The following is an 11,215-nucleotide window of genomic DNA, read 5'->3' on the forward strand; positions in this document are numbered from 1 at the left end:
GCCACATCAATGCCTAGCTTGTAATAAGGATGGCTAGCTTGTAATCTAGCCGATCCAAAGATAGATACCGAAGGCCCTAGGGTGGTCATATTTTCAAAGCCTTCTACAAATTCAGAAATGATTCTAAATAAGCGCCATGAATCAGTTTTAAACAAATGAGCTTCATCTTCGACATTATTATATAGCATGTAGCTCCTCAATGAAATTAGGCGTGCGTTCAGTTGTTCGTGAGTGTATGTATATAAAGATAATTTTCAACTAAAAAATTTACAACAGGCATTTATCTTAAAGAAGCTGCTAGAAATTTTATAGAAAAGTCGCTTAAAAAATGAGCAGCCATTATAAATCAAAGGAATGAAAAATTAAATTTTATTTACTGCAAAAGCAATAAGCTCTTGAATAGCTCTTTATGTAATCATATACTTAGTGAAAAGCTCGTTTTTTGGGAAAGAGTCAGCTTGAAAAAGGTTGATTTCTTTTTGGCTATACAGGCGCAGTTATTTTAAAAGGTATAACTTAGTGATGGAGGAAAGTGAAAGTATAAGGGCTATTCATTTACTTTAGTTTTAAGGTTTCGGCGGTATATTTTAATCCTGTAATCCCTCGGCGTTGCAAAGGTGTACCAAATAGCTTCTCAGGATTTTTCTCACATTCTTCTAATTTTTCCAAATCTAAATAAGTTCCATTGCCGCTTGCAGGAGAAAAAGCTGCGGTGAGAGAGGGTAAAGTTCTTTGATTATGAGGACAGGCATCTTGACAAATGTCACAGCCAAAAATATAACCAGGATTTTTTTGTTGTATTTCTAGAGGAATGGGTTTTTTAGATTCGATTAGGTGATAAGATAAGCATTTAGCAGCGTCTAACTTATAGGGGGAAGTTAAGGCTTGAGTAGGACAAGCATCTATACAACGTGTACAACTGCCACAACGCGGTAGCCGTAGAGAAATCACAGCTCCTGGTATCTCTAAAGAGGTCAATATGCCTGAAATCAGAGTGTAAGTGCCAAAACGTCGGTGGATAAGTAAAGTGTTTTTGCCAAACCAACCCAACCCAGCCTGTACGGCCAAAGCTTTTTCTAAAAGGGGGCTAGAATCGCTGAATCCTTTAGCTATTCCCTGTTCACCTACACGCTCTTCTAGCCATTGAATGAATTTTTTTAGTCGTTTACGATGGACATGATGATAGTCTCTTCCTCTTGCATAGGAGGCTATCAACCCTTGGCCTGCCAGGAGATTTTCTTTAGGTTGCTTATAGTAGCTAAGAAAAATAAGTGCCGTCTTTGCCTGGGGAAAATATTGCTGAGGATAACAACGTATTTCCTTTTCCATGTAGGCCAGATCTGCATGCTTTCCTTCGGCGAGCCATTCTTTGTAGGCTTGAATATCTTCTGGGCGAACATTTGCTGGGGTAATTCCTACATCATCCCAACCTAATTCTAATGCTTTTACTTTGATCTCATCAAAGGATAAAGTCATTTTTTTATACTTAACATCCTCGAAAATAGCTCTTTCAGACTTGTTTTTTTGTATTTTCCCGTTTGATTGCCATTGGCCACTTCATGAAGGTTTTCAATAGCAATAAAAGCAGCAGGATCCTCTCTATAAATAAGCTCTTTCAGATCAGCAAGCTGAAGGCGCTCGGCGATTACATAAAGAATCTCTCGCTCATCTCCTGAAAAGCCGCCTCGTCCATACATAATGGTTAGCCCTAAGCCTAGTTCATGGACGATAGCATTGGCAATAATTTCTGATTTGGAAGAAATAATAATGACCGATTTAGTCTCATCTAAACCTACAATGACAGTATCCATGATTTTGCTAACTACCATGTAGGTAATCAAAGAGAGAAGAGGAGGATGCCAATCTTTAAAGGCGATTCCAGCAGCACTAAATACAAAAATATTAATAACCAAAACAACCTGTCCAACGGTAAAGCCGGTGAGACGATTACTGATAATCCCTAGAATTTCTGTGCCATCAAGACAGCCACCATAGCGAATGATTAAGCCTATGCCTATTCCCAAAAGCGCCCCGCCAATCACTACTACCTCAAGCGTTTCTCCTTTAAATTCTGCCCAGGGCATATAATGCTCAATAAAAAAAATAAAGCCGGTAAAGAAAAGAAGAGCAAAAAACATATGAAGGACAAAAACTTTGCCTATATACCTGTAAGCCAGAAAAACAAATGGCAAGTTTAAAGCAAAAGTAAAATATCCTAAATATTGAGTGCCAAAAATATTAGCGCATACCATGGCTATTCCTACAATTCCACCATCGATTAAACGGTTGGGGATCAGAAAAACTTGAATCGCAAAAGCAGCTAAAAAAGCACCTGTAATTAAAAAGAGATAAATAATAAGCTCTGAACCGATGGATTTAGCGCTAGCTGAGGTAGGATGGTGCATAATCTAAAATTTGTTAGGGGTTTGTCAAAGAAAACAGTATAAATAAAATTAAATTAAATGTAAAGAAAAAGATGAGACTATTTTGAAGATTATTTACTGCTCTTAAGGATTTCTTTAAGCTTTTTTTTCTTAGCTCATTAAAAAGATAAATTTTTTACAATGAGTTGGTTATTAGCGAAGAGCACTATTTTTTCCTAAGAAAAAAATGAAAATGCTTGAGATAAATAACCGCAAAAGGTATATTGAATGCTTCCTTTTGAGGGCGTATAGCTCAGTTGGTAGAGCTCCTGTCTTACACACAGGTGGTCATAGGTTCGAGTCCTGTTGCGCCCAACTATGCATACGCGGGAGTAGTTCAATTGGTTAGAGCACCGGCTTGTCACGCCGGAAGTTGCGGGTTCGAGTCCCGTCTCCCGCGTTTCTTTTAATCATTTCACTTATTTTTTTCTTAGAGAGAATTAGCTTACCTTATCCTTAACATCCTTAAAATATCCCCTTTATTAATTTAGAGATTTTCCTCAACGCTTTTCCAAACTGTGGGGGGGGGGGAGGAGTGATAGCTCTAAAGAGCTCTTAATACGCCTTTGAGAGACTCCTTATGCAGCCCCGTACTTCATAAAAATCTCTCGAACTAAGTAGAGAGACATGTTTCAAAGGGTTGGTTATGCAGGCTAAGTTTTTTCAAAGTGTATGGCTATTATCTTTGCTTACACTAAGTTAGCCTTAAAAAAAAAGAAGGCAAGATACAAGCCAAAGATTTTTTACCAGACATTATAAAATCTTAAAAATTGAGAATAAAAGCAAGAGCTGCTGGAATTGATAGCCAAGCAGGAGGGCTTTTATTGGAATCGATCTAATTCCTTAAATAATAAAAGTTTTATTTTTAACTTCTCTTCTTGTTTTTCTTAAGGCTCAGCTTGCAAATTTAGATGATCTTCAAAATGGCTTTTTGCCTCATTGAAATGAGCTAAATCTGTTAATTCTCCTACATGCACAGGTACTGCCGCGATATATCCACGGGCAAGCCAAGAAATGTCGCTATCCTCATGTTCTTCGAATTGCTGCAATTTAGCACCTAGCCAGTAATAAGAATGTCCTTCAGCAGGATGATTACGCTCTAACGGATCTTCAGCCCAAAATTCTTTCCCTTGGCGGGTCAGTTTGAATCCTTTAATCTCATGTTGATAAGTGGGAAAGTTAACATTTAGCAAGCTACCCGAGGGCAGGGGATGCTTCACCACATAATCTACTAAAAGAGGTACATAGTGTTCTACCTTTTGATAGTCAGTATTGAAGTAATCTACACAAGAAAAAGCAATGCCAGGCACACCTTGAATAATACCTTCAATAGTACCTCCTACGGTGCCACTATACATTAAGTTGCGGCCTGCGTTGGATCCACGATTAATCCCGGAGACAATCAAATCTGGTTTCCTGTCAAGGATTACTTTGAGCCCCATCTTTACGCAATCGGCAGGAGTGCCTGTAAGACTCCAGGCTTGGGTTTGGCCAGCCCATTCAACCTGATGTAAACGAAGAGGGTTACGTACGGTAATGCTAACACCGACTGCTGATTGCTCGGTTGCAGGCGCAACGATCGTTATATCTGCAAAATCTTTTAAAGCATTCCAGAGATGTCGAATACCCGGGGCATAAATGCCATCATCGTTTGTTATAAGTAAATGAGGCCGTTTAGACATGTTAAATCCATAGCAGTTGAAGAGCAAATATAAATGTTTTTTAATGATAAGTCAATCATAATAATCACATTAACTTCTTTAAGAATTATCGCCTGACAAAAATAAAACTATACGGTAAAGTGCGTCTTTACCGGATAGTGATATAATTTTATGGCACCAAAGAAACCTAAATCTTCGCCTGCTCAAGATTCCTTTATAAAAGAGCCAGCAAAAAAACGTTTGACCATTTTGGCTCGCTTTGTAGATAGAATACGTTCAACGTTTCAAAGGTTCCAGAGTAAACCTCTGCAAGAGCATCCGCTGGTGGGGAGAATCCAAGATTTGCAATCTAAAGCTAGCGCGGTACTAATTCAATTACAATCTATTAAGAATGAGCTTCATAAAGAAATTGATGCTGAAGCTTTTGTGTACATTGAAGAAGTAATAGATCCGCTTATTAAGGAGGTTTCTCGTTTACATAAATCTATAGAGCAGCCGCGCTCGGTTTTACATCAAGCAAAAACTTATCAGCGTTATAGTCAATGGGTAGAAAAAGCTAAGTTATGGATTCAAATTTGCTCAAAGACTACCGATAAAGAAGCTCTTTTTAAGGCTGTTATCCGCTATACGATCGATGAATTTCTTGAAGTGATAGACAGGGATGTACAAGTAATCACTGATTATCAAGAGCATATGCTAGAGGCTCTTTCGATAGATGAAGAGGAAAAGATAGATTTAGCCCAACGTCTTGAGGTTCGTTTACAATCTTATCTTCATGCTCTTAACGCCTTAAGGGTAAAACCAGAAAACCTTCCCTTAAAAGAAATTGCTGTATGGAAAGCTCAGGTTGATAAGCGCCGCGAAAAATATTTTGATGCAGCTCTTCATGCAATTGATAAAATTGTTAATCAGTCATTACCTGATTCACGCGATGAGGAAGAAAATGAGGATTTGAAAGATGCGCTTATCCAGATTGCCTACTTAGAAAAACACATTCCTCCTTGGTATGATGAAATTAACCTAGCCGAAACTCTAACTTTTACTCAGAAAGCTGATTTTAAATCCCAACTTGAATTATGGGAACAAAAAATCCATCGTTTGAACCTAGATTTACGTTTAACCCCTGAGCTAATTGAGCGCCTTAAAACTCTTAATGAAATCATTCATTATGCTCAGCATAAACTGATGCCTTAAAAAAAATACTCGTCCAGCTAATAAATCTTTTTATCTTTAAGCTTGTAAAAGTTGTTTGCTGGTAAAATTTTAAAAAATATAGTCGCCAGCAATTTCTCTCTTGCTTTGCCCATCTAATACATGAAATATACGCAACTTATTAAGGGTAAGCGGAGATAGTTGCCCTGAAGGGATGTAAACTATCTTTTTGCCATAGCGGCGTGCAAAACTTTTCAATAGGGAGCGAGGTGGTTGATTGGCAACATAGACCACTAGCGATTGGACAGCATAATCAATCGCCGCCATAAGAAGCACCTCAGCTTTGGAAATACAATTTTGATAATCAACATCAGACCATATATCAAACATTCTACGGGGGGGATATGACATCATAAAACCTCCATACTGACAACGCGAGATGCCGGGACCGACCACATTAGCATGGAGATCGGTAGCATAAAAAGCCATATCGGATTCCTGACTATGTTCTCCTAGCCAAGTCGTACGCCAGGGAAACTTTTCTAAGTAAGATTCATTTTCTTTAGGGGTATCTTCATCAAATATTACTACGATTGACCCTACTCCGCCTGGAGGCTTCCCTGAGACTTTGACATATAATTTTTTTTCATGCCAATGGCGAATCGTTTCTCTAGTATCGACTCCATCCTCTAGGCTTGAAGAAAAAGGAACGATTCGAGCTGCTTCTTCGCGCATGAGCTGAGTGCCCTTCTTCTTTAAGAAATCCCCAAATTTTTCAATCACTAGGTCTTCGGGAGGATACGAGCAAATACTAAACAGGGGAGGTGGTCTAAAATGAAGCTGTGCTCGGTTCTTGCGTTGCTTATGAAAAGATAAATCTTTTCTGCTTTTTTCTTTCCTATGAAAACGAATGCTTTTACTAGCTCCCCAGATATCTTCAATAGATAAATCAATTTCAGGAAGCTGATCTACATTACGTCTATAGGGATATTCTGTTGCCAAAGCCCATACTTCATAGGCATAATTGTGATCTACACATCCTTTGGCAGCGCTGATTAGCTGATACAAGTCGGGTAAAAGCTGCTGATGGAGCCATGCATAGTTGCGAGAGAATTTCATAATATTGCGAAAATTATAGCCTGGAAAGCTGTTTCCCGTATTCTTAGTATAATTTTCAGCGGCCAACTTAAAGAGATTATAGATGAGCTTTTGACGATCAGGGGGAAAAGAAGAAAAAGCAGGCTCTTCTCTATTTTTTAAAGGATAGGCACACCTGGCTTGTTCATAATTTTTAGTGATCCATCCATATTCTGCCATAACTTCTTGAGTAGATAAGTCCGATAAGGTGAGCAGTTCAATATGCTCTCTTGAGGCATGCTTCAAAGGAGCAAAAGAAGCTTTATCCATCAATGTAAGAATATTTTCTATGTGCGACATGCCGGCTATAAAAAGTATTCTTTCATAGCTAAAAGAGAGTTCTTTTAGGCGTCTTGCCATGAACATCTCACGCTGTTGATCCATAGTACTTTTGATTGATTTTTCTAAAAAAAAATCTTTATATGCTTTATAATAGTTCTCTAACCCTATTTTGTGTATGGCATAAGTGTCAGGCATATATTCTGTACTATCCGAATAATCATCGACATCAAGGTCGATACAATAGGCTGGAATTTGAGCTTCCATGGCACTGCGCAGACCTTCAAAAGCAGGATCGCAAGGTTCACACATATAATAGATAGGCGTATGATCTTTATTGTAGCACATCACCACACTAATATCGGGTAGACGAGAGGCGGCATGCAATAATTGTAGCTGCATAGTTTCTGCAAGTTCCACGGCAACGCAATCAGGTTGAATGGCCTCAAAAGCCATGCGTACCTGAGCTGCCATTTCCATTTTATAATGGAGAATGGGTACCGCAAAAACAGCTCCCTTCTGAATATAAAATGCTTGGAGATTGTTCATAAAATTTACATGAGGTGGGTAAGTGCTTCATCGCCAAGCGTCATGAGAACGGCTTGACGTAGCAAATTATCAATATTAATTTTACTGTTTTCTAAAGTTTTTAACCTCTTCGCCGCATAACGTGCAATATTGATTCCGTCCCTGATCGTATAATTTTCAGCGTTAGTATGGGCTTTTTGTAAAAAATTAATAACGTATTCAACAATATACTCATCAATAAAAGGTAGATTTTCTTTAAGAATGCGTTTTTCTTCCTCGGCTTCGGGAAAATCTAGATAGATCTGAGGCTGTAAACGACTGTGAATATATTCCGGAATCTCAAACGTCGAAGTATCATCGTTCATGGTAATACAGATGCGAAAGCCAGGGTCCGCCGATACTTTAAGGCCAGCTACAATGGATTCAATATAGCGTCTTGTGTCGAGAAGGGGAGCCAGTGAAGCCCATGACTTTTCACTCATGCGATTAGCTTCATCAAGAATACAGACGCCCCCTCGTAGCATGGCAGTAACTAAAGCGGAAGCTACATACCGGATTCCGCCTGCTTTATCTATAACAGGGCTAATAAGTAAATCTTCTGGACGTGTATCCATCGTGCATTGAAAAATATAGACCTCTTTATTTAGCTTTTTTGCTGCTGCATAGGCAAGGGTAGTCTTGCCGACTCCTGGCTTGCCAATTAAGCGAGGGTTCAAAGGTATATCTCTTTCATCAATGACCAACCAAGCTGCCAGAAGTTGATCCAATACATCTTTTTGACCTATCCATTGAAAATTAAACTGGTCAGGAAATCCTAAAGCAATTTCCACTCCTTGAATAGTGATATGATTTTCATGCTCATTGGACCTGGAATAAACCATATTGATCTCCTTTTTGATAAAAAGTGTATGAAGATCCACAACAAATGTAAACAGTAAAAATAAAAGTGATTAGCTTTTTGAGAGAATTAAAAAAAATCAAAATAAAACTTTAAGGAAAGATTTATTTTGATAAGGAAAATCGATCGCTTTTTTATAGGTAAGTTTAAGCTTATGTTTCTAACTAACTGAACGTTTTATAAGAAGCATCCTGGCAGTTCTTATCGTTCATTTCAACACTATGTATTAGGGCTTAGCAGCTTTATGCGAGCCATATAAAAGAGAGGCTCGGGCAATGTTTTCGCTAGCATAAGGGTAAAGAATTTCTATTTCTTTAATTAGTTCCTTTACTTTCTTGCGCATGGAATTTTGTCCTACAGGACATCGGCACATAATTCTTATGAATCCATACTGTTCAGCAAAAGCACGAATATCTTCTTCTTGAATGTAAATAAGAGGGCGTATAATCGTTATCCCATATTTTTGCATATAAATTTTGGGTAAATTTCCTGCAAATTCACCTTTATGCAACAAATTCATTAACAGGGTCTGAATGTTATCATCACGATGATGGCCAAAAGCAATAGTAGTGGCTCCTACACTTTTGGCAGCTTCAAAAAGAAGAGATCTTCTTTCGCGAGAACAACTGTAGCATTCAAGTGTTTCGAGTTTTTGCTTAGATTCTTTAACAATAAAATGGACGCCTAGCTGATCGCAAATAGCTTTTAAGTAGGTGACATTTACGCCTGCCCCACAAGAAAATTCGCCATTAACAAGGATGGCATATATATCTAATTCAGGAAAGCCCTTACCTGATATAGCTTTTAGTAAAAATAATAGCGTCAAGCTATCTTTTCCTCCCGATAGGGCTATCGCTATCTTATTATTGCTCTCTAGCATTTGATAGTCATAAAGAGCGCGACGAAAAGTGCTTTCTAATTTTTTACCTAAGCGCGACCAGGGCGGCTGAGCAATAGGTAGAGAGATAGTCATAAAAAATTAACTTTTATTTAAAAATAATTACCAAATACTTTATAGTACCCTTAGAGGCGGAGTCAAGGCATTTCTAAAATTTGCTCTAAATCTTACCAATATAGCCTAAAGGATATGGATATGACAGAAAAAGTGAGCCGTAATGATCCCTGCCCCTGTGGATCAGGAAAGAAATATAAAAATTGTTGTTGGGGAAAAAAGTACACTAAAAAGAAACTTACTGCTAAATGGTTAAATCAGCCTGCTATGCCTAATCTTATGGAACGCACTTTCGGAGATTCTATTGCTAAAACTTTTAAGCAGCAACCGCCCCTACTCCATGTGGAAAAGGAAGTCTCTACTGTAGAAGCCCCCTCTTTAGAGAAGACGGAATGATTGATTAAGAGCTTTTTATAGAGCAAGCTTAAGGCTTCTCTTAAGCTTGCCTATAGCCTGCGTAGGATTGTTAAGCCAAACGATTCTTGAAAAAAATGCACTAACTTCTTGAACACTAAAAAATTAGAATATACCGTTGTTTTTTTATAAAATGGCTTGCTGCTAATCATGCATTTTTGCTATAAGTTACGCATAATTAAACGCTATCTTTTAAACGAGTATTGTGTAAGCTGACATAGCTCAATTGGTAGAGCACCCGACTTGTAATCGGACGGTTGTGGGTTCAATTCCTACTGTCAGCATCCTTCTGGGGGTGTCGCCTAGTGGCAATGGCAAGAGACTGTAAATCTCTCGACTTCGGTCTGCGTTGGTTCGAGTCCAACCGCCCCCATTCTTTTGGACGTTTCTTACCGTCCACAGGTTTTATAAATAATTCAAACGCCACTATAGACAGGTTTTCCTCTCCAATAAAGCTGTTACCGTTTTAAATGTTTTACCCATATGCTTCTTCCATCATTTTTAGGAGCCTTTCAGCGACTTTAGCAGGATATCTTTGATTGGCTTCAATGGCATATTTTGTGATTAGCCCCTTTTTCTTGGCATCCTGAACAGCCTGCATTAATAAATCTTCAGAGAGCACACTATCTTCTAAAACATCAATCAAGGTTCGCAACGGCGTTGTGACTTTATAGCCTTGCTTCATCACAATTTCATCGGTGTGTAAATTATCTCTATGCAAAATCAGAATCTCTGGAATTTTTGCCATTCTTCTAAATCCCAAAGGAACAGTCATGTGTAATTTTGATGGCATGTTATCCGACAGCTCATACAGATCAAGAGCTGTATAATGAGAATATACTCCTTGTGGGACATTTGATCGATTTCTAGACCATAGGAACCAAAGAACGAGTTCCTCCCTTTCGCCTACCGGATATTTGGCGAGACGGTATATACCCCTAAAAGCTTTAACCCAATCACCGGTTTTGATATGATACGCATGATTTTTATCACTGAATCCAGCAGCTGTCGCTTGTTGAAAGGTAAAATATCCTTGCTGGGTTTCTGCTATTTCAAAAAGTTCCGACTCTGGAGTTTTCATAAATCCCCTAATATTTAAGGGTTTTATACAAGAAAAACCTCGTAATGTCAAGCCTGTTGATTCGGGGATTAAGCAAAATTTAGACTTTAAAAGAATTTGCATTAAATAGTATAAATGATGGAATTTTCCTATTTGCAATGCTGTATGGGCCTGGGCTACTCCCATAAGTGTTTTTGCAAATGATAAACTAAATGTTTCTACCTAGCCGTGAGCCTTTTAATGGTTACCCTAAAGCTAATGAGGTCAACCCTCTGCACTACCAGCAGATGAAGGCTTGACTTTTCGATCGGCAGAAGCAGCTTTTCCCAAGCGTTTGAGCTACCCTTTATGCAATCGCATGTCTTATAAATAAATCTTCTTAGGTAAAGAGACAGCTTTCAGAGGGCTGGGTATGCAGGCTTAGTTTTTTAAAGCTTATTAGCTATTCTTTAATTCTTAAGCGAGCCTAAGGCTTTAAGCTAGCACCATGCCTGGCTTTTATGCAAGAGGTAATAACCGTTGCTACTAGAATCAATCAACAGGCCTGTGCAGCATTTTGATATAAAAATGCTTGTATAAAAAAACCTTATAAGCCAGCAGGGGATGGGAAAATGAAAAGCCTAGAAATTGTTTTATATCCCAAGCAATACTAGTGTCTCCTTGATTCCTTATAATTTTTTGTAAGAAAAGCCCCCTTAAAGCGTTTCTTAC

At 38.4% G+C, this 11,215-nt stretch carries 10 protein-coding genes, 4 tRNA genes and 1 pseudogene; 6 read left to right on the plus strand and 9 right to left on the minus strand.

Features of this window, described 5'->3' with window-relative positions:
• From DB41_RS02490 to DB41_RS02500, 3 genes and pseudogenes are all read right to left on the minus strand, one after another.
• Positions 1 to 188, minus strand: a pseudogene (locus DB41_RS02490) (TIGR00730 family Rossman fold protein); the annotation flags it as partial.
• A 367-nt stretch (positions 189 to 555) separates the two neighbouring features.
• A complete protein-coding gene (gene queG, locus DB41_RS02495) occupies positions 556 to 1,476 on the minus strand; it encodes a tRNA epoxyqueuosine(34) reductase QueG (protein ID WP_039383937.1) in 921 nt (306 codons plus the stop codon).
• Entirely contained in the window at positions 1,473 to 2,405 is a 933-nt protein-coding gene (locus tag DB41_RS02500) for a YitT family protein (protein WP_039383938.1), read from the minus strand. The genes queG and DB41_RS02500 overlap by 4 nt, the downstream gene beginning before the upstream one ends.
• A gap of 260 nt (positions 2,406 to 2,665) precedes the next feature.
• Here DB41_RS02500 and DB41_RS02505 point away from each other — a divergent pair.
• Both DB41_RS02505 and DB41_RS02510 read left to right on the plus strand, forming a co-directional pair.
• Positions 2,666 to 2,738: transfer RNA gene (locus DB41_RS02505), tRNA-Val, on the plus strand.
• A gap of 11 nt (positions 2,739 to 2,749) precedes the next feature.
• A tRNA-Asp gene (locus DB41_RS02510) sits at positions 2,750 to 2,823 on the plus strand.
• Positions 2,824 to 3,310: 487 nt separating this feature from the next.
• On the opposite strand, the gene surE is transcribed toward DB41_RS02510, so the two are convergent.
• A complete protein-coding gene (gene surE / locus DB41_RS02515) occupies positions 3,311 to 4,105 on the minus strand; it encodes a 5'/3'-nucleotidase SurE (RefSeq protein WP_039383940.1) in 795 nt (264 codons plus the stop codon).
• Positions 4,106 to 4,255: 150 nt separating this feature from the next.
• Between surE and DB41_RS02520 the strand changes: the two genes are divergently transcribed.
• Complete coding sequence (locus DB41_RS02520; protein WP_039383941.1) at positions 4,256 to 5,278, plus strand: hypothetical protein; 1,023 nt, start codon at positions 4,256 to 4,258, stop codon at positions 5,276 to 5,278.
• 69 nt (positions 5,279 to 5,347) lie between these two features.
• Here DB41_RS02520 and DB41_RS02525 read toward each other — a convergent pair whose 3' ends face one another.
• From DB41_RS02525 to DB41_RS02535, 3 genes are all read right to left on the minus strand, one after another.
• Positions 5,348 to 7,201 carry a hypothetical protein gene (locus DB41_RS02525; protein ID WP_039383943.1) on the minus strand — a complete coding sequence of 618 codons (1,854 nt, stop codon included), beginning with the start codon at positions 7,199 to 7,201 and terminating at the stop codon, positions 5,348 to 5,350.
• 5 nt (positions 7,202 to 7,206) lie between these two features.
• Positions 7,207 to 8,061: an AAA family ATPase gene (locus tag DB41_RS02530; protein WP_039383944.1), complete on the minus strand. Its 855-nt coding sequence runs from the start codon at positions 8,059 to 8,061 to the stop codon at positions 7,207 to 7,209.
• Positions 8,062 to 8,304: 243 nt separating this feature from the next.
• A complete protein-coding gene (locus DB41_RS02535; protein ID WP_039383946.1) occupies positions 8,305 to 9,051 on the minus strand; it encodes an ATP-binding protein in 747 nt (248 codons plus the stop codon).
• Between the two features lie 120 nt (positions 9,052 to 9,171).
• Between DB41_RS02535 and DB41_RS02540 the strand changes: the two genes are divergently transcribed.
• The 3 genes from DB41_RS02540 (at position 9,172) to DB41_RS02550 (ending at position 9,817) form a co-directional block, all read left to right on the plus strand.
• The gene (locus tag DB41_RS02540) at positions 9,172 to 9,426 is read left to right on the plus strand and encodes an SEC-C metal-binding domain-containing protein (protein ID WP_039383948.1); all 255 of its coding nucleotides are present in this window, start codon (positions 9,172 to 9,174) and stop codon (positions 9,424 to 9,426) included.
• Positions 9,427 to 9,655: 229 nt separating this feature from the next.
• Positions 9,656 to 9,728, plus strand: a tRNA-Thr gene (locus DB41_RS02545).
• A gap of 7 nt (positions 9,729 to 9,735) precedes the next feature.
• Positions 9,736 to 9,817 (plus strand) — tRNA-Tyr (locus tag DB41_RS02550).
• 102 nt (positions 9,818 to 9,919) lie between these two features.
• On the opposite strand, the gene DB41_RS02555 is transcribed toward DB41_RS02550, so the two are convergent.
• The gene (locus tag DB41_RS02555; protein ID WP_052243815.1) at positions 9,920 to 10,690 is read right to left on the minus strand and encodes a type IV toxin-antitoxin system AbiEi family antitoxin domain-containing protein; all 771 of its coding nucleotides are present in this window, start codon (positions 10,688 to 10,690) and stop codon (positions 9,920 to 9,922) included.
• A gap of 345 nt (positions 10,691 to 11,035) precedes the next feature.
• Positions 11,036 to 11,215 (minus strand): hypothetical protein (locus tag DB41_RS12190; protein ID WP_039383950.1); only part of this gene is annotated, 180 nt, incomplete at its 5' end.

Source organism: Neochlamydia sp. TUME1 (assembly GCF_000813645.1).
GTDB lineage: Bacteria > Chlamydiota > Chlamydiia > Chlamydiales > Parachlamydiaceae > Neochlamydia.

Excerpts from the sequence above, each read along its gene's own strand:
- queG (WP_039383937.1), bottom strand. The coding sequence starts at position 1,476 with ATGACTTTATCCTTTGATGAGATCAAAGTAAAAGCATTAGAATTAGGT.
- DB41_RS02500 (WP_039383938.1), bottom strand. The coding sequence starts at position 2,405 with ATGCACCATCCTACCTCAGCTAGCGCTAAATCCATCGGTTCAGAGCTT.
- surE (WP_039383940.1), bottom strand. The coding sequence starts at position 4,105 with ATGTCTAAACGGCCTCATTTACTTATAACAAACGATGATGGCATTTAT.
- DB41_RS02520 (WP_039383941.1), top strand. The coding sequence starts at position 4,256 with ATGGCACCAAAGAAACCTAAATCTTCGCCTGCTCAAGATTCCTTTATA.
- DB41_RS02525 (WP_039383943.1), bottom strand. The coding sequence starts at position 7,201 with ATGAACAATCTCCAAGCATTTTATATTCAGAAGGGAGCTGTTTTTGCG.
- DB41_RS02530 (WP_039383944.1), bottom strand. The coding sequence starts at position 8,061 with ATGGTTTATTCCAGGTCCAATGAGCATGAAAATCATATCACTATTCAA.
- DB41_RS02535 (WP_039383946.1), bottom strand. The coding sequence starts at position 9,051 with ATGACTATCTCTCTACCTATTGCTCAGCCGCCCTGGTCGCGCTTAGGT.
- DB41_RS02540 (WP_039383948.1), top strand. The coding sequence starts at position 9,172 with ATGACAGAAAAAGTGAGCCGTAATGATCCCTGCCCCTGTGGATCAGGA.
- DB41_RS02555 (WP_052243815.1), bottom strand. The coding sequence starts at position 10,690 with ATGGGAGTAGCCCAGGCCCATACAGCATTGCAAATAGGAAAATTCCAT.